The 22384-nt window shown below is 61.3% G+C and carries 23 protein-coding genes; 16 read left to right on the top strand and 7 right to left on the bottom strand.

Annotation, left to right across the window (positions count from 1 at the left end):
* The first annotated feature begins 227 nt into the window (after nt 1-227).
* The 8 genes from ACODSJ_RS13060 (at nt 228) to tadA (ending at nt 6248) form a co-directional block, all read left to right on the top strand.
* Nucleotides 228-1121 carry an NAD(P)/FAD-dependent oxidoreductase gene (locus ACODSJ_RS13060; RefSeq protein ID WP_489102116.1) on the top strand — a complete coding sequence of 298 codons (894 nt, stop codon included), beginning with the start codon at nt 228-230 and terminating at the stop codon, nt 1119-1121.
* Between the two features lie 56 nt (nt 1122-1177).
* Nucleotides 1178-1555, top strand: a complete 378-nt coding sequence (locus tag ACODSJ_RS13055) for an antibiotic biosynthesis monooxygenase family protein (RefSeq protein WP_489102115.1) — start codon at nt 1178-1180, stop codon at nt 1553-1555.
* A gap of 36 nt (nt 1556-1591) precedes the next feature.
* On the top strand, nt 1592-2488 hold the full coding sequence (locus ACODSJ_RS13050; RefSeq protein WP_489102114.1) for a class I SAM-dependent methyltransferase: 897 nt from the start codon (nt 1592-1594) through the stop codon (nt 2486-2488).
* Nucleotides 2489-2855: 367 nt separating this feature from the next.
* Nucleotides 2856-3131 carry a hypothetical protein gene (locus tag ACODSJ_RS13045; protein ID WP_489102113.1) on the top strand — a complete coding sequence of 92 codons (276 nt, stop codon included), beginning with the start codon at nt 2856-2858 and terminating at the stop codon, nt 3129-3131.
* A 4-nt stretch (nt 3132-3135) separates the two neighbouring features.
* Nucleotides 3136-3660 carry a helix-turn-helix transcriptional regulator gene (locus ACODSJ_RS13040; RefSeq protein WP_489102112.1) on the top strand — a complete coding sequence of 175 codons (525 nt, stop codon included), beginning with the start codon at nt 3136-3138 and terminating at the stop codon, nt 3658-3660.
* A 158-nt stretch (nt 3661-3818) separates the two neighbouring features.
* Complete coding sequence (locus ACODSJ_RS13035) at nt 3819-4226, top strand: DUF6632 domain-containing protein (RefSeq protein WP_489102111.1); 408 nt, start codon at nt 3819-3821, stop codon at nt 4224-4226.
* 148 nt (nt 4227-4374) lie between these two features.
* Nucleotides 4375-5751: a multicopper oxidase family protein gene (locus ACODSJ_RS13030; protein WP_489102110.1), complete on the top strand. Its 1377-nt coding sequence runs from the start codon at nt 4375-4377 to the stop codon at nt 5749-5751.
* Nucleotides 5751-6248: a tRNA adenosine(34) deaminase TadA gene (gene tadA / locus ACODSJ_RS13025; protein WP_489102109.1), complete on the top strand. Its 498-nt coding sequence runs from the start codon at nt 5751-5753 to the stop codon at nt 6246-6248. Before ACODSJ_RS13030 ends, tadA begins: the two co-directional genes overlap by 1 nt.
* Nucleotides 6249-6417: 169 nt before the next feature.
* Here tadA and cmoB read toward each other — a convergent pair whose 3' ends face one another.
* The 7 genes from cmoB to ACODSJ_RS12990 form a co-directional block, all read right to left on the bottom strand.
* A complete protein-coding gene (gene cmoB, locus ACODSJ_RS13020; protein ID WP_489102108.1) occupies nt 6418-7374 on the bottom strand; it encodes a tRNA 5-methoxyuridine(34)/uridine 5-oxyacetic acid(34) synthase CmoB in 957 nt (318 codons plus the stop codon).
* Nucleotides 7371-8114, bottom strand: coding sequence for a carboxy-S-adenosyl-L-methionine synthase CmoA (cmoA, locus tag ACODSJ_RS13015; RefSeq protein WP_260956431.1), 744 nt, complete (start codon nt 8112-8114; stop codon nt 7371-7373). Before cmoA ends, cmoB begins: the two co-directional genes overlap by 4 nt.
* An 89-nt stretch (nt 8115-8203) precedes the next feature.
* The gene (locus tag ACODSJ_RS13010; protein WP_489102107.1) at nt 8204-8596 is read right to left on the bottom strand and encodes a protease inhibitor I42 family protein; all 393 of its coding nucleotides are present in this window, start codon (nt 8594-8596) and stop codon (nt 8204-8206) included.
* Nucleotides 8597-8808: 212 nt separating this feature from the next.
* Complete coding sequence (gene lon / locus ACODSJ_RS13005; RefSeq protein WP_489102106.1) at nt 8809-11223, bottom strand: endopeptidase La; 2415 nt, start codon at nt 11221-11223, stop codon at nt 8809-8811.
* Nucleotides 11224-11423: 200 nt separating this feature from the next.
* Nucleotides 11424-12737, bottom strand: coding sequence for an MFS transporter (locus ACODSJ_RS13000; RefSeq protein ID WP_489102105.1), 1314 nt, complete (start codon nt 12735-12737; stop codon nt 11424-11426).
* Between the two features lie 209 nt (nt 12738-12946).
* Entirely contained in the window at nt 12947-14188 is a 1242-nt protein-coding gene (locus tag ACODSJ_RS12995; protein WP_489102104.1) for a transporter associated domain-containing protein, read from the bottom strand.
* A 12-nt stretch (nt 14189-14200) separates the two neighbouring features.
* Nucleotides 14201-15013 carry a cytochrome C assembly family protein gene (locus ACODSJ_RS12990; protein ID WP_489102103.1) on the bottom strand — a complete coding sequence of 271 codons (813 nt, stop codon included), beginning with the start codon at nt 15011-15013 and terminating at the stop codon, nt 14201-14203.
* Between the two features lie 197 nt (nt 15014-15210).
* On the opposite strand from ACODSJ_RS12990, the gene ffh reads away from it, so the two are divergent.
* The 8 genes from ffh (at nt 15211) to ACODSJ_RS12950 (ending at nt 22318) form a co-directional block, all read left to right on the top strand.
* The gene (gene ffh / locus ACODSJ_RS12985) at nt 15211-16587 is read left to right on the top strand and encodes a signal recognition particle protein (protein ID WP_489102102.1); all 1377 of its coding nucleotides are present in this window, start codon (nt 15211-15213) and stop codon (nt 16585-16587) included.
* 251 nt (nt 16588-16838) lie between these two features.
* On the top strand, nt 16839-17090 hold the full coding sequence (rpsP, locus tag ACODSJ_RS12980; protein ID WP_007927680.1) for a 30S ribosomal protein S16: 252 nt from the start codon (nt 16839-16841) through the stop codon (nt 17088-17090).
* A 5-nt stretch (nt 17091-17095) separates the two neighbouring features.
* Nucleotides 17096-17632 carry a ribosome maturation factor RimM gene (rimM, locus tag ACODSJ_RS12975; protein WP_489102101.1) on the top strand — a complete coding sequence of 179 codons (537 nt, stop codon included), beginning with the start codon at nt 17096-17098 and terminating at the stop codon, nt 17630-17632.
* A complete protein-coding gene (gene trmD, locus ACODSJ_RS12970; RefSeq protein ID WP_171061421.1) occupies nt 17614-18423 on the top strand; it encodes a tRNA (guanosine(37)-N1)-methyltransferase TrmD in 810 nt (269 codons plus the stop codon). The genes rimM and trmD overlap by 19 nt, the downstream gene beginning before the upstream one ends.
* 9 nt (nt 18424-18432) lie before the next feature.
* Nucleotides 18433-18783, top strand: a complete 351-nt coding sequence (gene rplS / locus ACODSJ_RS12965; protein ID WP_003175895.1) for a 50S ribosomal protein L19 — start codon at nt 18433-18435, stop codon at nt 18781-18783.
* Nucleotides 18784-18913: 130 nt separating this feature from the next.
* Nucleotides 18914-19810, top strand: coding sequence for a site-specific tyrosine recombinase XerD (xerD, locus tag ACODSJ_RS12960; RefSeq protein ID WP_489102100.1), 897 nt, complete (start codon nt 18914-18916; stop codon nt 19808-19810).
* A gap of 339 nt (nt 19811-20149) precedes the next feature.
* A complete protein-coding gene (gene dsbC / locus ACODSJ_RS12955; protein WP_489102099.1) occupies nt 20150-20881 on the top strand; it encodes a bifunctional protein-disulfide isomerase/oxidoreductase DsbC in 732 nt (243 codons plus the stop codon).
* A 132-nt stretch (nt 20882-21013) separates the two neighbouring features.
* Entirely contained in the window at nt 21014-22318 is a 1305-nt protein-coding gene (locus tag ACODSJ_RS12950; protein ID WP_215005380.1) for a homoserine dehydrogenase, read from the top strand.
* Nucleotides 22319-22384: the final 66 nt, after the last annotated feature.

The following is a 22384-nucleotide window of genomic DNA, read 5'->3' as shown; positions in this document are numbered from 1 at the left end:
GACAGTATCTTAATTTGATAATTATGATACTTGCCAGTATCTGAAGGTTGCAAGTCAGTGCGCGTGGGCGCGTGTCGCATGACGATAACGCGTCGACCTCCGAAACCAGGAAATGTCCCTGAAGTGACGATCCCTGTTGAAGATGACCGCGCTTTCCGCCAACGGCTTCGCCCAGGCGCATTCTCCGCCAGGCCCAACTCCTCATCGACAGAACAGAGCCCATCACCATGAATGACGTCATCATCATCGGCGGCAGCTTTGCTGGCCTGGCCGCCGCTCTGCAACTCGGGCGCGCTCGTCGCAGAGTCACTGTTCTCGATACCGGCCTGCCGCGCAATCGCTTCGCGGATCACTCGCATGGTGTGCTCGGTCACGATCACAAGCCACCGCAGGACATCCTGGCCGACGCGCGGCAGCAGCTAGCGCGCTATCCAACGATCAAATTGGTCAGTGCTCGGGCCGAGAGTCTCTCTGGTGCCAGCGACGATTTCTCCGTTCTCACCGACGCTGGCGAAACCCTCAGGGCGCGCCGCCTGATCCTGAGCTATGGCGTTGCCGACCAGATGCCTGAGGTACCCGGCTTTGCCGAAGGCTGGGGCTCCTCCATCGTGCCTTGTCCCTATTGCGACGGCTTTGAAGTTGCTGGCAGGCATTGGGGGCTCGTCTGGTCCGGCTCTATGTCGCACAACTACGTCAGGCTTTACCACGACTGGACCGACACGCTGACGGTCTTCACGGATGGTCACGACATTCCATCTGACATCCGGGCGGATATAGCGCAACGCGGTAACACTGTCGTCGATGGGCGGATCAGCGAAATTGACCATCAACAGAGCCATAACGCCATCGTCAAACTCGATACTGGGCTCAATGTTGCGGTCGACATCCTGTTCGCGCACCCGCGCAATAAGCCGTCCGCCCGTTTGCATGAAGCGTTGGGCCTCGCCACGGTCGACACGCCCCAGGGGATCGCCCTCAAGGTCGATGAGCGGCGCGAAACCAGCATGCCGGGCATCTATGCCGCCGGTGACCTCGCTAACCCAGGCATGCCCTCGGCGACTGCGGCCTCCTGGCAGGGGGCGATGGCGGGTATCTGCGCCCAACAGTCCATGCTGGCTTGAGTGCGTGCCGCATCGAATACGCCAGTTTCAATTTCACAATAGACAGGAGCGCCACCATGGTCGCCGCAAAACCATTCAAACCCCTGGACGAGAAATTTCCGTTTAACCGCCAGCTCAGTATCGCGGCCGCGCCTGTCGTGCTCATCAACATCTTCATGGTTGATGCCGCCGACGAAGTGGGCTCCCTGGACGCTTTCAAGGCGGCTGCCGAGATCATAACGAAGCAACCAGGCTTCATTTCCATGCAACTGCATCGAGCGCTCGGCGACAGTCCGACTTACCTGAACTATGTGGTGTGGGAATCCACCGAGACGGTTCGCACCGCCTTCGCTGATCCCGAGTTCGTCGGGAAGCTTTCGGCCTATCCCTCATCCGTCGTCGCCAGCCCGCACCTGTTCCAGAGGGTCGCCGTCCCCGGTTTCTGCACGGCCTGACTCCGCAAGTGGCGACGATTGGATCGTGCCGCATCAATGGTTGAGAACGAATTGAAACGGGGAGATGTCATGGCAGAGAAAAATGCTGATCAGGTCGCCGGCTGGAATAGCCAAAGCGGGGAGCGTTGGGTCGCCAACCAGGCCCGACTCGATGCCTTGGTGGCGGTGTTTGGCCAGGCCGCGATCGAAGCCGTCGCCCCCGCGACGGGCGAGCGCGTGCTGGACGTCGGCTGCGGCGCGGGTGCGTCGAGTCTGGCACTGGCCGCCCTTATAGGGCCTGAGGGCCAGGTACTGGGCGTGGACATATCCGAACTGCTGATCAGTCGAGCGCGCACGCTGGCGACACAGGATTCCCCAGTCTTGTTCCAGCTGGCCGATGCCAGTAGCGCCGAGCTGCCTGAGGGCGCGTTCGACATCCTGTTCTCGCGTTTTGGGGTGATGTTTTTTGACGATCCGACAGCCGCGTTCGCGCATATGCGCCGAGCGCTCAAGCCGCGTGGGCGGGTCGCTTTTGTCTGTTGGCGCGGTGCGGCGGAAAACGATTGGGTGCGCCTACCGATGGCCGCGCTCAAAGGCATCGTCCCGCTGAGTGCGCTGCCTGATCCCGAAGCGCCTGGGCCATTTTCATTCGGCGACCGCGAGCGCGTGGCGCGCATCCTGACGGCAGCCGGCTTCGGCGATATCGCTATCACGCCCTTCGATGCTTCTGTCGCGTTCGGCGAGGGAGAGACGCGGGATGCTGCGCTCGACGACGCCGTGAGGATGACGCTTGAGGTTGGCCCGCTGTCGCAAGTGCTTGCCGATCAGCCCGACCACATTCGTGCCCGTGCCACGGCTGCGGTTCGTGCCGCCTTCGCGGGGCTTCCCGGCGAGCGATCAGTGATGATCGACGGCGCGGCGTGGATCGTCATGGCACGCAGTCCGGCAAGCTGACGGTCACTGTTGGCTCCGGCGCCTGCCTTGAACAGAAAGCCCTGTGGATAACATCCACAGGGCTTTCTGTTTTTTTTTACCGGTCATTTCCAGAGATTCTTCAGCTTCAACTGCAACCACAGACCGCGACGGTGCTGGAGGGCAGTGCGTCATCTTTCGCTACGATTTTCCGCCTTGGAGCAAACCGGGAATGCTTATCATCGGGCGGCACGGCCCATGGGTAATTCACCGGCAGGGCCTATGAAGAGTGGTCGATGCCACCTCGTTTTCCTTTTTTCGAGACGTTGCCAGGGTGCCACTGTTGAAAGAAGAAAATAAGGTTGTCATTTGACAACTTTGCCACTCATGCGAATACTGGAGATCACGGATGATTCGTCCAACGCACCCGAAGAAGGAAATAGAAGAAGCGCTCAGGCATGCCGAAGGGCGGGGATGGCGCATAGACGTCGGCGGCGGTCACGCTTGGGGGCGGGTTTACTGCCCGTACAAAGACGTGGACTGCCGTTGTGGCGAGTTCTGCATCACGTCGATATGGAGCACGCCGAAGAACCCTGGCAACCATGCGCGAGCGTTGCGACGTGTTGTGGACAATTGCTCGACGCATCGCCATCGGCGCGATGCGGATTACGACGCTAAGGAGTAGAACAATGGAATTTACCTTTACCTTGAAATATCAGCTCGCTGACGATGACCGTGTTCCGGATGAACTGGTCGAGCGGCTGGGCGAGGCAGGCTGTGACGATGCACTGGTAGGCATCGGGCAGCCGGGGCGGCTGGCGCTTGAGTTCACCCGCGAGGCGTCTGACGCAAGCTCGGCGGTGCTCAGTGCGCTGGACGACGTCCGGCGCGCGGTGCCGTCGGCCAAATTGATCGAGGTGGCTCCTGATCTGGTTGGGCTGACCGACGTGGCTGAGATCGTAGGTGTGTCTCGGCAAAACATGCGCAAGTTGATGTTGGCTCACCCAAGCAGCTTCCCAACGCCGGTGCACGAGGGAAGTGCCTCTATCTGGCACTTGGCGGATGTTTTGAGTTGGTTGCAGGCCAGGGGCAACTATTCGCTTACCAAGAGTGTGTTGGATGTGGCCCAGGTGGCCTTGCGGGTCAATGTGGCCAAAGAGGGCCGACGGTTACCTGGCATGGCTTTCAAAGAGTTGGAGGCTTTGGTTGGGTGAGAGCCGCTGAAGTGGAATTCCGGCAACAGAAGTCCAGGCTTCGAACACGGCTGACAGGAGCGGACACGGCCCACTGTCCAGGCGACTGACGGCAAATAGGCGTCCTATACTCCTGGCACCCATTGCGGTGACAAACACGTCGCAATAAGGAGTTCGCCATGAACGACACTCAAAAACTCGCCGCCCTGCGCATCGTCCTGATCGTGGTCGGCCTGATCGCACTGTTCGCTATCTGGCCGTTGATGATCTTCTGGCCGTCCGGCTGGACGTGGCACAGCGGTCATTCCGACTATCCGCTGATGATCGTCGGCATCTACGCAACGCTTGGCGTGTTCCTACTGAAGGCATCCCGCGATCCGATGAAGCACCTGAGCCTGATCTGGTTCACGGTGTGGTCGAGCGTCGTGCATGGCTTGATCATGGCGGTGCAGTCTTTTGGCATCGATATGGACGGGACGCGGCATTTCGGTCACTTGCTTGGCGATGTGCCTGCACTGTTCATCGTTGCGGCCGCGTTGGCGTTCCTTACGCCGCGCGCTGACAAAGCCTATTCGTCGCCCCCTTGATCCTTACTGCATAGCCAAAAACCTGTGGGTCACTTCCATAGGTTTTTTTTCATTTTTGCAGCCCTTACCGTTTCTCATCTGCGGGTGTATCGTATTCGCTTTTTGCGGGCCCCACGGTTCGCTGCGGATTCAAGAGGTAGTCACGTTCATGTCCTTTACCCGTCGCCAAATACTCGGTGGCCTGGCCGGTCTTGTTGTCGTTGGTGTGGGTGCAGGAGGCGCTTCGCGGTATTGGCTGGGCAAGCGGGCGGATGCCAGCGCGGGTCACGACTATGAGTTGATCGCAGCGCCTCTGGACGTGGAATTGGTGGCCGGGCACAAGACCCAGGCCTGGGCCTTCGGTCCGTCGGCGCCGGGTACCGAGTTGCGGGTACGTCAGGGGGAGTGGCTGCGGGTGCGCTTCATCAATCACCTGCCGGTCGCCACCACCATTCACTGGCACGGGATCCGCTTGCCGCTGGAGATGGACGGCGTGCCGTATGTCTCGCAGTTGCCGGTGCTGCCCGGTGAATATTTCGATTACAAATTCCGCGTGCCGGACGCCGGCAGCTATTGGTATCACCCTCACGTCAACAGCAGTGAGGAGCTCGGGCGCGGGCTGGTGGGGCCGTTGATTGTCGAGGAGCGCGAGCCCACCGGTTTCAAGTACGAGCAGACCCTGAGCCTCAAGAGCTGGCATGTGGACGAGCAGGGCCAGTTCGTGGAGTTCAGTATCCCTCGTGAAGCCGCGCGTGGCGGGACGGCCGGGCGGCTGGCGACCATCAACGGCGTACCGGAGGCGGTGATCGACCTGCCAGCCGGGCAGATCAGCCGTATACGCCTGCTCAACCTGGACAACACCCTGACTTATCGGATCAATATCCCCGGCGTCGAGGCGCAGATCTACGCGTTGGACGGCAACCCCGTCGAACCCCGCCCGCTGGGCAAGGAGTACTGGCTCGGTCCGGGCATGCGCATCTGCCTGGCGATCAAGGCGCCAGCGGCCGGGGAAGAGCTGTCGCTACGCAATGGCCCGGTGCGCCTGGGTACTCTGCGCTCTGTACCCAATAATGACGCGCCGACCTCATGGCCGCCCGCGTTGCCGGCCAACCCGGTGTCCGAGCCGGACCTGGCCAATGCCGAGAAACTCAACTTCAATTTCGAATGGGTCGGTTCGGTGTCGGTGAACGTGGACAACGGCAAGCCGCCAAGCCTGTGGCAAATCAACGGCAAGGCCTGGGACATCACCGACAAGACCTGCGCGGACCGACCGATTGCCACGCTGAAGAAAGGCCAGAGCTACATTTTCGAATTGAAGAACATGACCCAGTACCAGCATCCGATCCATCTGCATGGCATGAGCTTCAAAGTGATTGCGTCGAATCGGCACAAGGTCGTGCCGTACTTCACTGACACCTACCTGCTGGGCAAGAACGAGCGGGCCCAGGTGGCGCTGGTGGCGGATAACCCGGGCGTGTGGATGTTCCATTGCCATGTGATCGACCACATGGAAACCGGCTTGATGGCCGCCATCGAGGTGGCGTGATGCGTCAGATTCGTCCCGCCCGCATCATCGATCGCAGCCGTGACCAGGACTTCATGCGCGAAGCCCTGGCCCTCGCCGCACAAGGCGCGGCCCTGGGTGAGGTGCCGGTGGGCGCGGTGCTGGTACAGGACGGCGAGATCATCGGACGTGGCTTCAATTGTCCGATCAGCGGCCACGACCCCAGCGCCCACGCGGAAATGGTCGCCATCCGCGCCGCTGCCCAAGCGGTGAGCAACTATCGTCTGCCCGGCAGCACGCTGTACGTGACGCTGGAACCGTGCAGCATGTGCGCCGGCCTCATCGTCCACTCGCGCATCGCCCGGGTCGTCTACGGTGCCCTGGAACCCAAGGCCGGCATTGTGCAGAGCCAGGGGCAGTTTTTCAGCCAGGGCTTCTTGAATCATCGGGTGATGTTCGAGGGCGGGGTGCTGGCTGAGGAATGCAGCACGATTCTGAGCGAGTTCTTCAAGGCCCGCAGAGCCAAATCGCAGGGTTAAACACATAACCCTGTGGCGAGGGAGCTTGCTCCCGCTGGGCTGCGCAGCAGTCCCTAAACCATTCAACACGGTGTGTCAGGAAAAACCGGTTGGCAGGTTTTACGACTGCTTCGCAGCCGAGCGGGAGCAAGCTCCCTCGCCACAATGACTAGCACAAGCTTTGAATGGCTTATTTACGCGCCACAATCACCGCCCGCATCGGCGCCGGCAGGCCTTCGATGGTCTTGCTGTGGTCGGCGGGGTCGAGGAAGTCGCTCAGCGACTGGTACTTCATCCACTCTGTACTGCGTTGTTCTTCTACCGTTGTCAGGCTCACGTCCACGCAGCGCACGTCGCTGAACCCGGCGCGGCGCAGCCAGCGCTCCAGGGCCGGGACCGAGGGCAGGAACCAGACGTTGCGCATCTGTGCGTAGCGGTCTTCGGGCACCAGCACCTGATGTTCGTCACCCTCGATCACCAGGGTTTCCAGCACCAGTTCACCGCCCTTGACCAGGCAGTCCTTGAGGGCCAGCAAATGCTCGATCGGTGAGCGGCGATGATAGAACACGCCCATGGAAAACACCGTATCGAAGCCTTCGAGGTCCGCTGGCAGGTCTTCGAAGGGAAACGGCAGGTGCCAGGCGTTGGGTTGCGAGAGGTAGCGCTGCACCGCCTGGAACTGGCAGAAGAACAGCCAGTTGGGGTCGACGCCGATCACCGTGTCGGCCCCGGCGCCGAGCATCCGCCACATGTAGTAGCCATTGCCACAGCCCACGTCGAGGATGCGCTTGCCTTTGAGATCCAGGTGCGGCGCCACGCGCGACCACTTCCAGTCCGAGCGCCATTCGGTGTCCACGTGCACGCCAAACAGGTCGAAGGGGCCTTTTCGCCATGGCGACAGGCCCATCAGTGCTGTACGCATCTGGGCGCGGGTTTCGTCGGAACAATCGGTGTCGAGTGTCAGGCCGTTCAGCAGGTCGATCTCACTCGGTTGCAGCACCGGCAAGGCATCGAGCGCGCTTTGCCAGCGCTCCAGGTCGCCATGACCCTTTTCCATTTTGATGTCGAGCTGCGCTTGCAGCGTCTTGGCCCAATCGGCCAGCGGGGTACCGGCCAAGCGGCGGGCGAGGGGAGACAGATCGATCATGGCAGGGCAATCAACGAGGCAAAGTTCAGGCATTGGAACCACGGCACGACTTTCGAGAACCCGGCAGCCAGCAGGCGTTCGCGATGTTCTTCGAGGCTGTCGGGCTTCATGACGTTTTCGATGGCGCTGCGTTTCTGGGCAATTTCCAGTTCGCTGTAGCCGTTGGCGCGCTTGAACGCCACATGCAGGTCGGTGAGCAGGGCGTGTTCCTCGGCATCGTTGAAGCGCAGCTTCTCCGAAAGGATCAACGCGCCACCGGGCAGCAGGGATTGGCGGATGCGGCTCAACAATGCGGTGCGCTGGTCGGGTGCGATGAATTGCAGGGTGAAGTTCAGCGCCACCACCGAGGCGGGTTGGAATTCCAGGGCCAGGATGTCGCCCTCGATCACCTCCACCGGCAACAGCTCTTGGAACATCGAGTCCTGGCCGTTGAGGTATTCGCGGCAGCGCTCGACCATGGCCGCCGAGTTATCCACCGCAATCACGCGGCAACCGTCAGTGCGCACATGGCGACGCAGCGCCTGGGTCACGGCACCCAGCGACGCGCCCAGGTCATAGAGCACGCTGCCCGGCTGGGCGAATTGCGCGGCGAGCACGCCGAGGTTTTCGACGATGGTCGGGTAACCCGGCACCGAACGCTTGATCATGTCCGGGAACACCCGCACCACGTCTTCGTTGAAGGCGAAGTCCGGCACTTGGGCCAAGGGTTGGGCGAATAGGCGGTCGGGCTCTTTGCTCACGGCGGTTCCAGCGGGATGGGTGGTGAAAAGGCCGGCATTTTAACCAAAAAACCTGTGGGAGCGAGCTTGCTCCCACATCGTTCTCCGGATCAATTCACCGCGATGGCGCAGTCAAAGGTTTCTACCGGCGGCACTTCGGGGGCCCAGGGTTGTTGATAGGTCAGGCGCAAGCGACCGGTGCCGGTGCTGAACGCCTGGAAACGCCAGGTCGACACGCCGGCGGCGCCAACGATGCCGGCGTCTTCCGGGTTGCGGTACACCTCAGGGCCCAAGGATTTCAGCACGCCGCCGGCCGAATCCTGGATCGCCCAGCGATAACCGGTGGTGGGGTTGCTCGGCAAACTCAGGGTCAGGTTTTGCCCGTTGTCGAGCCGTACCGGGCACTGGTCCAGCTCTTCCACGGTCACGTTGTGTCTTGGCTGCGTCGCGCAGGCGGTCAACAGGGCGAGGCTCAGGGGGACGAGCAGGCGGGTAGGGGTCATAAGGCAATGGCTCCGGCATTCACGACGAACGGGGAGCATAACCGAAGATGCTACAGGGTGTGTCAGATGGGGATGTGTTGTCACTGATGATGCTGTCGCGGGCAAGCCTTGCTCCCACAGTGGCGTTGTGGCGTTCACAGCATTTGTGATCCACACCAACTGTGGCAGCAAGGCTTGCCCGCGATGGGGCTCGTACAGGCGCTACAGGACCATCAGAACAACACCTTCGCCACATCTGCGAACCGCTTGGCGAAGTGCACCGTGACGCCTTCCTTGAGGTAGTCCGGCAATTCCTCGAAGTTGCCTCGGTTGGCTTCCGGCAGGATCAGTTCGAAGATTTTCTGCCGGCGCGCCGCGATGACTTTCTCTCGCACCCCGCCGATCGGCAGGACGTGCCCGGTCAAGGTCAGCTCACCGGTCATCGCCACGCCTTTTTTCGGCGGCTGGTTGCGGGCCAGGGACAGCAAGGCGCTGGCCATGGTCACCCCGGCGCTCGGGCCGTCCTTGGGCGTGGCGCCTTCGGGTACATGCAGGTGGACGAAGGCTTCGTCGAAGAATTTCGGATCACCACCGAACTGCTTCAGGTGCGAGCTGACGTAGCTGTGGGCGATTTCCGCCGATTCCTTCATGACCTCGCCCAACTGGCCGGTGAGCTTGAAGCCGCGATTGAGCGTGTGGATGCGCGTCGCCTCGATCGGCAGGGTCGCGCCGCCCATGCTGGTCCAGGCCAGGCCGGTGATCACGCCGACGCCGGACAGTACCTGTTCGTTACGGAACACCGGTTTGCCCAGGGAGGCTTCGAGGTCTTTCGGGCCGAGCTTGATCACGGCGTCAGGCTCGTCGATCAGCTTCATCACCGCCTTGCGCACCAGTTTGCCCAGTTGTTTCTCCAGCTGGCGTACCCCGGCCTCGCGGGCATAACCATCGATCAGGACCTTGAGGGCACTGTCGCTGATGCTCAGGCTGGCCTTGGCGACGCCGGCCTTGGCCAGTTGCTTGGGCCACAAGTGGCGCTTGGCGATGGCCACTTTTTCCTCGGTGATATAACCCGACAGGCGAATCACTTCCATCCGGTCCAGCAGGGGGCCGGGAATCGAGTCCAGGGTGTTGGCGGTGCATACGAAGAGCACTTTCGACAGGTCCAGGCGCAAGTCCAGATAGTGGTCGAGAAATTCGACGTTCTGTTCCGGATCAAGGGTTTCGAGCAAGGCCGAGGCGGGGTCGCCCTGGTAGCTCTGGCCCATCTTGTCGATCTCGTCGAGCATGATCACCGGGTTCATCACTTCGACGTCCTTGAGCGCCTGCACCAGCTTGCCCGGCTGGGCGCCGATGTAGGTGCGCCGGTGCCCCTTGATCTCGGCCTCGTCGCGCATGCCACCGACGCTGAAGCGATAGAACGGCCGCCCGAGGGACTCGGCGATGGATTTGCCGACACTGGTCTTGCCCACGCCAGGCGGGCCCACCAGCAGCACGATGGAGCCGCTGATCTCGCCCTTGTACGCACCGACGGCGAGGAACTCGAGGATGCGCTCCTTGATATCACCCAGGCCGGCGTGGTGCTGGTCGAGCACCTTGCGTGCGTGCTTGAGGTCGAGCTTGTCCTGGCCGTACACGCCCCACGGCACCGAGGTCGCCCAGTCCAGGTAATTGCGGGTGACGGCGTACTCCGGCGAGCCGGTTTCCAGGATCGAGAGCTTGTTCATTTCCTCTTCGATGCGCTTTTGTGCCTGGGCCGACAGCACTTTGCCTTCCAGTCGCTGTTCGAACTGTTCGAGGTCGGCGCTGCGGTCGTCCTTGGTCAGGCCCAGTTCCTGCTGGATGACCTTGAGCTGCTCCTTGAGGAAAAATTCGCGCTGATGTTCGCCGATCTTGTTGTTGACCTCGGCGGAAATCTCTTTTTGCAGCCGCGCCACCTCGACTTCCTTGCGCAGCATCGGCAGCACTTTCTCCATGCGCTTGAGCATGGGCACGCAGTCGAGCACTTCCTGCAACTCGTTGCCTGTTGCGGAGGTGAGCGCCGCGGCGAAGTCGGTCAACGGCGACGGGTCGTTGGGGCTGAAGCGGTTGAGGTAGTTCTTCAGTTCTTCGCTGTACAGCGGGTTGAGCGGCAGCAGTTCCTTGATCGCGTTGATCAGCGCCATGCCGTAGGCCTTGACCTCGTCGGTCGGCTCACTCGGCTGGTGCGGGTATTCGACTTCCACCAGGTAGGGCGGGCGATGGTGCTTGAGCCAGGTGCGGATGCGCACGCGGGTCAGACCCTGGGCAACGAACTGCAACTTGCCGCCTTCGCGACTGGCGTGATGCACCTTGACCAGCGTGCCGTACAGCGGCAATGCCGAGGTGTCGAAATGACGCGGGTCTTCCTGGGGCGTGTCCATGAAAAACAGCGCCAGGGAATGGTGTTCGGACTTGGCCACCAATTCCAGGGTTTCGGCCCACGGCTCTTCATTGACGATGACCGGCAGCACCTGGGCCGGGAAGAACGGGCGATTGTGGATGGGAATGATGTAGACCTTGTCCGGCAGGTTCTGGCCGGGCAGGGCCAGGCCGGTGCCGGAGGCGGTGTGTTCGATGTGTTCGGAGTCGGCGTATTCGTTCGCGGCTTCAGTAGAGTGCTGGTCGCTCATGGGGCACCTGCGCAATGGGGTATGGGACTTAGATGGGGCAGGTGGGTGGCGGTTTCAATGGCGGGTAATTGTCAGCCGCTATTTCCTGGAGCGTTGTTCAGCTTTGTGACAGATTCCCCTGGCGGAGTGCTTGTCGTGGCGAGGGAGCTTGCTCCCGCTTGGGTGCGCAGTGCCCACCTCGCCATATAAGCCTGTGGATTTCAGGCGACTTTATTCAGATCGTTATGCCGCGTTTCCTTCAGGCACAGCACGGCGATCACGCTGAGTACCGCTGCCCCGGAGACATAACCGCCGACGTAGCCCAGCCCGCCCATCGCCACCAGTTTCTGCGCAAAGAACGGCGCGGCCGAGGCTCCGACGATGCCCCCCAGGTTGTAGGCCGCCGAGGCGCCGGTATAGCGCACATGGGTAGGGAACAACTCTGGCAACAGGGCGCCCATGGGGGCGAAGGTCACCCCCATCAGGAACAACTCGATGCACAGAAACAGCGCCACGCCGGCGGTCGAACCTTGGGTCAACAGCGGTTCCATGGCAAAACCCGAAGCAATCGCCAACACACCCCCGACGATCAGCACCGGCTTGCGTCCGAAACGATCGCTGGCCCAGGCCGACAATGGCGTAGCGGCGGCCATGAACAGCACGGCGAAGCACAGCAGGCCGAGGAAGGTCTCGCGGCTATAGCCGAGGGTGGCCACGCCATAGCTCAGGGAAAATACCGTCGAGATGTAGAACAGTGCGTAGCACACCACCATCGCCGCCGCGCCCAGTAATGTCGGTGCCCAGTATTGGCTGAACAGCGCGACCAGCGGGATCTTTACCTGTTCCTGGCGCGCCAGGGCCGTGGCGAATATCGGGGTTTCATGGAGCTTGAGGCGTACATAGAGACCGACGATCACCAGCACGGCGCTGAGCAGGAACGGAATCCGCCAGCCCCAGGCGCGGAATTGCTCGTCATCCAGGCTCATGGCCAGGGTCAGGAACAGTCCGTTGGCGGCGAGGAAGCCGATGGACGGCCCCAACTGGGGAAACATGCCATACCAGGCGCGCTTGCCTTTGGGAGCGTTTTCCGTGGCGAGCAAGGCCGCGCCGCCCCATTCCCCACCCAGCCCGAGCCCCTGGCCGAAACGCAGGAGGCACAACAGGACCGGCGCCCAGGCACCAATGCTGGCGTAGCCGGGCAGCACGCCGATCAGGGTGGTGCACACACCCATCAGCAGCAGCGAGGCCACCAGTGTGGACTTGCGCCCGATCCGGTCGCCGAAATGCCCGAACAGGGCCGAGCCCAGCGGGCGGGCGAGGAAGGCGATGCCGAAGGTCAGGAAGGACGACAGCATCTGTGCCGTGCCGGAGGTTTGCGGGAAGAACACCGGCCCGATCACCAGGGCCGCTGCGGTTGCGTAGACATAGAAGTCGTAGAACTCGATGGCCGTGCCAATGAAGCTCGCGGTCGCCACCCGGGTGGCGGAGTTTGTTGGCTGGGCAGTCACAGCCTCGTTACAGGTCGTGGTCGTCATGCAGTTATCCCTGACAGTCATGTGCTCCGTTGGAGCGAATTATTATGGTCGAACGAGGCTATGTTGCTGCGTTGTGCTGGTGCAAGGGCACTATGGGATCCAACTGTGGGAGCAAGGCTTGCCCGCGATGAACGATGACGCGGTTCCAACTGTTGCATCGTGGTGCGGCCATCGCGGGCAAGCCTTGCTCCCACAGGGCGTTGTGTATGCTAGGAAGCCGTGGGCACCGAACTGTTATGCCACACCAGCACCTGGCTGACGCGGTTGTCCACGGTCTCGATGATCTCCAGCCGATAGCGGCCGATTTTCAGGCATACCGGGCTTTCGGGGATGGTTTCCAGCGCTTCGGTCACCAGGCCGTTGAGGGTCTTGGGGCCGTCGCAGGGCAGGTGCCAGCCCAGGGTCCTGTTCAGCTCGCGGATCGACGCTGCGCCATCGATCATCAGGCGTCCGTCGGGTTGGGGATGGACATGGGGATTGTCGAGGGCGTGTTCGCTTTCGAATTCCCCAACGATTTCTTCCAGGATGTCTTCCAGGGTGACAATGCCCAGCACTTCGCCGTATTCGTCCACGACCATGCCCAGGCGCCGCTGCTGCTTGTGGAAATTCAGCAGTTGCAACTGCAGGGGGGTGCTTTCGGGCACGAAATAGGGATCGTGGGACGCCGCCAGCAGCGCTTCCTTGGTCAGGCTTGCGTCCGCCAGCAGGTGGCGGACCTGGCGGGTGTTGAGTACCGCTTCCACCTGGTTGATGTCGCTGTGGAATACCGGCAGGCGGGTGCGCCGGTTCAGGCGCAATTGCTCGATGATCTCACCGATCGGGTCATCGAGGTTGATGCCATCCACCTCGCTGCGGGGTACGAGGATGTCGTTGACGGTGATGTTGTCCAGGGCATGGATGCCGGAAACCGGCTGCGGCCGACCCGTGCTGTGCTCCGGTTCCTGCTCGCTGCGCGGTGGGGTGGGCATTTCGTCGTCGCTCGGCAGGATCACCCTGGCCTTGCGGGCAAAGGGACGCTGCAACAATTGACTGATGCCGTTGAGTAGCCAGGCGACGGGGTAGAGGATCTTCAGGGGCACTCCGAGCAAGGCGTTGCCCAATGCCAGAACCGCATCGGGCTGGCGGGTCGCCAGGGTGCGCGGCAGGTAGTCGGCGAAGATCAATAACGCGGCGCTGGTGCCGAGCCAGGCCACCCACGGGCCGTTTTCCAGCCAGACAAAGATCGACAGCAAGGTGCCGATCACCACTGCCATGGCGCGGCAGAGGGTGTTGCACAGGATCAGGCTGACCAGGGGGAATGCCAGTTTCGCCAACGGTTTGTCGTTGGCGCGCGAGGCCTTGCGTTGGGCCAACAGGTGTTGCCGGGCGGCTTCGATGGCCGTGAACAGCGCCGACCAGAGGATCAGTACCACCAATACAGCCAGCAGCGGCCCCACGGGCAACGTATCCATCAGGGCCGTCCGTCAGACATGCAGGATGTATTCGCGGACCAGCTTGCTGCCGAAGTACGCCAGCATCAGCAGGCAGAAACCGGCCAGGGTCCAGCGGATGGCTTTGTGGCCACGCCAGCCAAGGTGGTTGCGGCCCCACAGCAGCACGCTGAACACCACCCACGCCAGGCAGGCCAGCAGGGTCTTGTGCACCAGGTGCTGGGCGAACAGGTTCTCGACGAACAGCCAGCCGGAGATCAATGACAGCGAGAGCAGGGTCCAACCGGCCCAGAGGAAGCCGAACAGCAGGCTTTCCATGGTTTGCAGCGGTGGGAAATTGCGGATCAGCCCGGACGGGTGCTTGTGCTTGAGCTGGTGGTCCTGCACCAGTAGCAGCAAGGCTTGGAACACCGCGATGGTGAACAGGCCGTAGGCCAGGATCGACAGCAGGATGTGGGCGAGGATGCCCGGCTCCTCGTCGATGACCTGCACCGTGCCCGACGGCGCGAACTGCGCCAGCAGGGCCGTGGCCATCCCCAAGGGGAACAGCAGCACCAGCAGGTTCTCCACCGGGATGCGCGAGCAGGCCAGCAGTGTCAGGGCGATCACGGCGACGGCGATCAGGCTGGCAGCGTTGAAGAAATCCAGGCCCAGGCCGATCGGCGTCATCAAGTGGGTATAAAGGCTGGCCGCGTGGCCGAGCACTGCCAGCACGCCAAGCGTGACCAGCAGGCGTTTGTTCGCCTTGGCGCCGGTGGCCAGGCGTGTGCCTTGATAGAGGGTCGCAGCGGCATAAAGACAAGCGGCGGCGAGAGTAATAAGCAAGCTGGGTGGCAAGGGGAGCATAAGTCCAGTTAGGCAGGCCCGAAAGGCGCTGAGTTTGGCATAGAACCCCCTCCGCACGAAAGACCGCGGCGAGGTGTACGTTGCACGCTTCTTCGCTATAATCCGCGACCTGCCCACGCCGCAGGCTCGCCGAGCACATTTTTATACGGTCCGGGCCGCCACTCTCCCGGCCTCACCTGGGCCTGAAAGGATCGCGCATGTTTGAAAACCTAACCGACCGTCTCTCGCAGACGCTGCGCCATGTCACCGGCAAGGCGAAACTGACCGAGGACAACATCAAAGACACCCTGCGCGAAGTGCGCATGGCGTTGCTCGAAGCCGACGTCGCCCTGCCGGTGGTCAAGGACTTCGTCAACTCGGTCAAGGAACGCGCCGTCGGCACCGAAGTGTCGCGCAGCCTGACGCCAGGCCAGGCGTTCGTGAAGATCGTCCAGGCCGAACTCGAAAGCCTGATGGGCGCGGCCAACGAAGACCTCAACCTCAGCGCCGTGCCGCCAGCGGTGGTGCTGATGGCCGGTCTGCAAGGTGCGGGCAAGACCACCACGGCCGGCAAGCTGGCGCGCTTGCTCAAAGAGCGCAAGAAGAAGTCGGTGATGGTGGTGTCCGCGGACGTCTACCGTCCGGCGGCGATCAAGCAGCTGGAAACCCTGGCCAACGATATCGGCGTGACCTTCTTCCCGTCCGACCTGAGCCAGAAGCCGGTGGACATCGCCCAGGCGGCAATCAAGGAAGCGAAGCTCAAGTTCATTGACGTGGTCATCGTCGATACCGCCGGTCGCCTGCACATCGATGAAGAGATGATGGGCGAGATCAAGGCGCTGCATGCCGCGGTCAATCCGGTGGAGACCCTGTTCGTGGTCGACGCTATGACCGGCCAGGACGCCGCCAACACCGCCAAGGCGTTTGGCGATGCGCTGCCGCTGACCGGTGTGATCCTGACCAAGGTCGACGGCGATGCCCGTGGCGGTGCCGCGCTGTCGGTGCGCGCCATCACTGGCAAGCCGATCAAGTTCATCGGTATGGGCGAGAAGAGCGAAGCGCTCGAACCGTTCCATCCCGAGCGTATCGCTTCGCGGATCCTGGGCATGGGCGACGTGCTCAGCCTGATCGAACAGGCCGAGCAGACCCTCGACAAGGAAAAGGCCGACAAACTGGCCAAGAAGCTGAAGAAGGGCAAGGGCTTCGATCTCGAGGATTTTCGCGACCAGCTGCAACAAATGAAGAACATGGGCGGCCTTGGCGGCCTCATGGACAAACTGCCGAGCATCGGTGGCGTGAACCTGGCACAGATGGGCAATGCCCAGAATGCGGCTGAAAAGCAGTTCAAGCAGATGGAGGCCATCATCAACTCCATGACCCCGGCCGAGCGCCGCGACCCCGAGCTGATCAGCGGCTCGCGCAAGCGCCGCATCGCACTGGGTTCGGGCACGCAGGTGCAGGACATCGGTCGCTTGATCAAGCAGCACAAGCAGATGCAGAAGATGATGAAGAAATTCTCCGCCAAGGGCGGGATGGCCAAGATGATGCGCGGCATGGGCGGTATGTTGCCCGGTGGCGGCATGCCGAAAATGTAAAGAATCTGCGCCGGCTATCATGTCGGCGTTGCCCTGCATGGATGCGGGGATCTCCAGCAAACCCGTGCTGCACGGGAGCTGACCTGCCGTTTTTCATGACGGCCCTATGGCAAATCTTGATCGCACGGCGCCGGGCGCCGGAAAAAGTCATTTGCAAAAGTCCGGATATTCCTTAGAATATGCGGCCTTTCGGGCACCCATGCCCGCTGTGCATTTAGATTTGCAGCACCGACTACAGGAACGATGTTCACATGCTAACAATCCGTCTTGCCCTTGGCGGCTCCAAAAAGCGCCCGTTTTACCACCTGACCGTAACCGACAGCCGCAACCCGCGTGACGGTTCCCACAAAGAACAGGTTGGTTTCTTCAACCCGATCGCACGTGGTCAGGAAGTTCGTCTGTCCGTGAACCAAGAGCGCGTTGCCTACTGGCTGAGCGTTGGTGCACAACCTTCTGAGCGCGTTGCTCAGTTGTTGAAGGAATCGGCTAAGGCTGCGGCCTGAGCAATATGAACGCGACGCCAAAAGATGCTGATGATCTGATCGTTATCGGCAAAATCTACTCTGTACATGGCGTTCGCGGCGAAGTGAAGGTGTATTCCTTTACTGATCCGATCAAGAACCTGTTGGACTACAAAGCCTGGACGCTCAAGCGCGAAGGCAGCGTGAAGCAGGTTGAGCTGGTCAGCGGACGCGGGAATGAAAAGTTCCTGGTCGCAAAGCTCAAGGGTCTCGATGATCGTGAAGAAGCGCGTCTTCTGGCCGGTTATGAGATCTGCGTGCCGCGCAACCTGTTCCCTGAACTGACCGACGGCGAGTACTACTGGTACCAGCTGGTAGGTCTGAAGGTCATCGACCACCTCGGGCAATTGCTCGGGAAGATCGATCACCTGCTCGAGACCGGTTCGAACGATGTCATGGTGGTAAAGCCTTGCGTCGGCAGCCTGGATGATCGCGAACGCCTGTTGCCCTATACCGAGCAATGCGTGTTGGCCGTCGACCTTGCAGCAGGCGAGATGAAGGTGGAATGGGATGCGGATTTCTGAACGTGGCTAATCTGCGCGTTGAAGTCATCACGTTGTTTCCCGAGATGTTTTCCGCCATCAGCGAGTACGGCATAACCAGCCGCGCGGTGAAACAGGAGCTGTTGCAGCTGACCTGTTGGAATCCGCGGGACTACACCACGGATCGACATCACACTGTGGACGATCGCCCGTTTGGCGGTGGTCCGGGCATGGTGATGAAGATCAAGCCCCTGGAAGATGCGCTGGTTCAGGCCAGGACGGCAGCCGGGGAGGGTGCGAAGGTGATTTACCTGTCGCCCCAAGGCCGCCAGCTGACTCAGTCGGCGGTACGCGAGCTGGCGAATTCGGATGCATTGATCCTGATTGCCGGCCGTTATGAAGGCATTGACGAGCGTTTCATTGAAGCTCATGTCGATGAAGAGTGGTCGATTGGCGACTATGTACTGTCTGGCGGCGAGCTGCCGGCGATGGTCCTGATCGATGCGGTTACACGACTGCTGCCTGGAGCTTTAGGGCATGCGGATTCCGCCGAGGAAGATTCCTTTACGGATGGTCTGCTGGATTGCCCGCATTACACCCGACCGGAGGTGTATGCGGATCAGCGTGTTCCCGACGTGTTGCTAAGTGGCAACCACGCGCACATCCGGCGTTGGCGTTTACAGCAGTCCCTTGGTCGGACCTATGAACGACGCGCCGATCTTCTGGAAAGCCGCTCGCTTTCTGGAGAAGAGAAGAAGCTGCTCGAGGAATATATCCGCGAGCGGGACGATAGTTCACAACGTATCGATGGTAAGTCCGACGACTTGCCTTAGGAGCACAGCATGACTAACAAAATCATCCTTGCACTCGAAGCAGAGCAGATGACCAAAGAGATCCCTACCTTTGCCCCAGGCGACACCATTGTCGTCCAGGTGAAAGTGAAGGAAGGCGACCGTTCGCGTCTGCAAGCGTTCGAAGGCGTTGTTATCGCCAAGCGTAACCGCGGTGTGAACAGTGCATTCACCGTTCGTAAAATCTCCAACGGTGTTGGCGTAGAGCGTACTTTCCAGACCTACAGCCCGCAAATCGACAGCATGGCTGTGAAGCGTCGCGGTGACGTGCGTAAAGCCAAGCTGTACTACCTGCGCGACCTGTCCGGTAAAGCAGCACGCATCAAGGAAAAACTGGCCTGAGTCCAGCTTCCGATGCAAAAAAAGCAGCCTGCGGGCTGCTTTTTTGTTGCCTGGAATTTGCTCTTTGAGCACCCTGCGTACCTTCACTACCTTTCTGGAGCAGCGCTGCCTGCCCGCTGCATGAGTGCCTATGCCAGCCATCGATCACCCGCTGATAGACCAGTTCCTCGACGCCTTGTGGCTGGAGAAAGGGCTGTCCGACAACACCCGCGATGCCTATCGCAGTGACCTGGCGCTGTTCAACGGTTGGTTGCAGGACAAGGATCTGGCGTTGATCAATGCCGGGCGGGAGTTGATCCTCGATCACTTGGCGTGGCGCCTGGAGCAGAACTACAAACCACGCTCGACCGCGCGGTTTCTCTCCGGTTTACGTGGGTTTTATCGCTATCTGCTGCGGGAAAAACTGATCGCGGTGGATCCGACCTTGCGTGTGGACATGCCGCAACTGGGCCGTCCGCTGCCCAAGTCCCTGTCGGAAGCCGATGTGGAGGCGCTGCTGAAGGCGCCTGACTTGAGTGAAGCCATCGGCCAGCGCGACCGGGCGATGCTGGAGGTCCTGTACGCCTGCGGCCTGCGTGTCACCGAGCTGATCAGCCTGACCCTGGAACAGGTCAACCTGCGCCAGGGCGTGCTACGGGTGATGGGCAAAGGCAGCAAGGAACGCCTGGTGCCGATGGGTGAGGAAGCGATCGTCTGGGTCGAGCGCTACCTGCGCGACGGCCGTCATGAGTTGCTGGGCGGGCGTCCCAGCGACGTGCTGTTCCCGAGTCGTAACGGCGAGCAGATGACCCGCCAGACCTTCTGGCATCGCATCAAGCACCAGGCCAAAGTGGCGGGAATCGGAAAATCCCTGTCGCCTCACACCTTGCGCCACGCTTTCGCCACCCACCTGCTCAACCACGGCGCCGACCTGCGAGTGGTGCAGATGCTGCTCGGCCACAGTGACCTGTCCACCACTCAGATCTACACCCACGTCGCCCGGGCGCGGCTGCAGGACTTGCATGCCAAGCATCACCCTCGCGGCTGAATGAAATCCCCTGTAGGAGCAAGGCTGCGGCCCAGATACCCTGACCCGTGGCGAGGGAGCTTGCTCCCGCTCGGCTGCAGCAGTCGTAACCGGACAACGCGGTTTACCTGAAGAACTACAGGGCCTGCTCCGCAGGCCAGCGGGAGCAAGCTCCCTCGCCACAGGGGCGGTTTGGGACCAAGAATCTCCCTTGGAAGGTGTCGTCAACGTCGTGCGTCAGCGGCATTCGGTCACGCGAGCCTTATGTGGTAGGCTTTGTCGGTTTGCACAGTGGGCGGTTGGAAGCCGAATCTGCACCCCGGCGTTTCCTCGTCCCATTTGTTCGCCACAGGAGTCCCCATGCGTTTGATCCAGTTGTTCACCGCCGCCGCCATTGCGCTGGCCAGTACCTTTGCCATCGCCGATGACGCGGCCGACAAGGCTATCCGCAAGAGCCTGGAGACCCTTCAGCTCGACGTGCCGATCGAGGCCATCTCCGCCAGCCCCATGGCCGGCCTGTATGAGGTCAAGCTCAAGGGCAGCCGCGTGCTGTACGCCAGCGCCGACGGCCAGTACATCGTCCAGGGCAACCTGTTCGAGCTCAAGGACGGCAAGCCGGTCAATCTCACCGAAATGACCGAGCGCCAGGGCATCTCCAAATTGATCAATGGTATTCCGGTCGCTGAGACCGTGGTTTACCCGGCGATTGGCGAAACCAAGTCCCACATCACTGTCTTCACCGACACCACCTGCCCGTATTGCCACAAGCTGCACGCCGAAGTGCCTGAGCTGAACAAGCGCGGCATCGAAGTGCGCTATGTTGCGTTCCCGCGCCAGGGCCTGGGCTCGCCGGGTGATGAGCAGTTGCAGGCGGTATGGTGCTCCAAGGACAAGAAAGCGGCCATGGACAAGATGGTCGACGGCAAGGAAATCAAGGCCGCCAAGTGCGATAACCCGGTTTCCAAGCAGTTCGCCCTGGGCCAGTCCATCGGCGTGAACGGCACGCCGGCCATCGTTTTGGCCGACGGCCAGGTGATTCCGGGCTATCAGCCGGCGCCACAAGTCGCCAAACTGGCCTTGAGCGCGAAATGATCATGGGCGATCCGCTTCTGAAGATCACGGCTCGGCGAAAACCTTCGTCGGGCCGTTAAACACAAAGTCGCGTTGCTGCGCGGCTGTATTTCACGGCCGACCTTGCGTCGGCCGTTTCATGGGGAGTCAAGAGTGAATCCGGTCAAAGTAGGCATCTGTGGGTTAGGTACCGTCGGTGGCGGCACCTTCAACGTACTTCAGCGCAACGCCGAGGAAATTGCTCGTCGTGCCGGGCGTGGGATCGAAGTGGCACAAATTGCCATGCGCACGCCAAAGCCTCAGTTCCAGACGACCGGTATTGCGATTACCAACGATGTCTTCGAAGTGGCCACGAACCCTGAGATCGACATCGTCATAGAACTGGTGGGCGGCTATACCGTTGCCCGCGAGTTGGTACTCAAGGCCATCGAGAATGGCAAGCATGTGGTCACCGCGAACAAGGCGCTCATCGCCGTTCACGGTAATGAGATTTTCGCCAAGGCACGCGAGAAGGGTGTGATCGTGGCTTTCGAAGCCGCCGTGGCCGGTGGCATCCCGGTGATCAAGGCGATCCGCGAAGGGCTGTCGGCCAACCGCATCAATTGGGTGGCGGGGATCATCAACGGCACCGGCAACTTCATCCTCACCGAAATGCGCGAGAAAGGTCGCACGTTCGAGGACGTGCTCGCCGAAGCCCAGGCCCTGGGCTACGCCGAGGCCGATCCGACGTTCGACGTGGAAGGCATCGACGCGGCGCACAAGCTGACGATCCTGGCATCCATCGCGTTCGGTATTCCGTTGCAGTTCGACAAGGCCTACACCGAAGGCATCACCAAGCTGACCACCGCTGACGTGAACTACGCCGAAGCCTTGGGCTATCGCATCAAGCACTTGGGCGTGGCGCGCAGCACCGCCAGCGGTATCGAACTGCGCGTGCACCCGACGCTGATCCCGGCCGATCGCCTGATCGCCAACGTCAACGGCGTGATGAACGCGGTGATGGTCAACGGCGATGCCTCTGGCTCGACGCTGTTCTACGGCGCTGGCGCTGGCATGGAACCGACCGCTTCTTCGGTAGTGGCAGACCTGGTGGACGTGGTTCGCGCCATGACCTCCGACCCGGAAAACCGTGTGCCGCACCTGGCGTTCCAGCCGGATTCGTTGTCGGCTCACCCGATTCTTCCGATCGAAGCGTGCGAAAGCTCCTACTACCTGCGCATCCAGGCCAAGGACCATCCAGGCGTGTTGGCCCAGGTGGCGAGCATCCTGTCGGAGCGTGGCATCAACATCGAGTCGATCATGCAGAAGGAAGTCGAGGAGCATGATGGCCTGGTGCCAATGATCCTGCTGACCCACCGCGTGGTCGAACAGCGCATCAATGATGCGATCGCTGCACTGGAAGCGCTCCAGGGCGTGGTTGGCCCGGTGGTCCGTATCCGCGTCGAACATTTGAACTAAGCAGCTCCGAGCTGCAAGCTGCAAGCTGCAAGTAAAAGCAGATCCGCGTTTACTTGCAGCTCGTAG

The organism is Pseudomonas sp. FG6, assembly GCF_057809015.1.
This window is presented reverse-complemented; position numbering and strand designations above follow the sequence as displayed.